The sequence below is a fragment of the Cupriavidus sp. SIMBA_020 genome, from assembly GCF_046535395.1.
GTDB lineage: Bacteria > Pseudomonadota > Gammaproteobacteria > Burkholderiales > Burkholderiaceae > Cupriavidus > Cupriavidus campinensis.
In genome coordinates this window covers 1-238 of the sequence record NZ_JAWRWU010001584.1, presented here as the reverse complement: position 1 = coordinate 238, position 238 = coordinate 1, and the positions used below count along the sequence as shown (strand labels likewise).

Sequence of the window (238 nt, the reverse complement as noted above, 5' to 3'; positions counted from 1 at the left end):
CGCCGCATGGCGGCGTGCGCCATAACCGCACCGACCATCTGATCGACGATCTCGAAGCGGTGCGCGAGCGGCTCGGCTTCGAGCGCTGGGGCGTGTTCGGCGGATCGTGGGGCGCGGCGCTCGCGCTCGCGTATGCGGGAACGCATCCGCGGTCGGTGACAGGCGTGGTGATGCGCGGGCTGTTTCTCACTTCGGCGCGTGAAGTGCGCGGGCTGTTCGCGTCGTCGCGTGGGCGCGC

At 71.4% G+C, this 238-nt stretch carries 1 protein-coding gene; it reads left to right on the top strand.

The window, feature by feature from the left end; translation table 11 throughout:
• Positions 1-238: alpha/beta fold hydrolase (locus SB751_RS34950; protein WP_410749607.1), on the top strand; the 238-nt coding region annotated here is incomplete at both ends.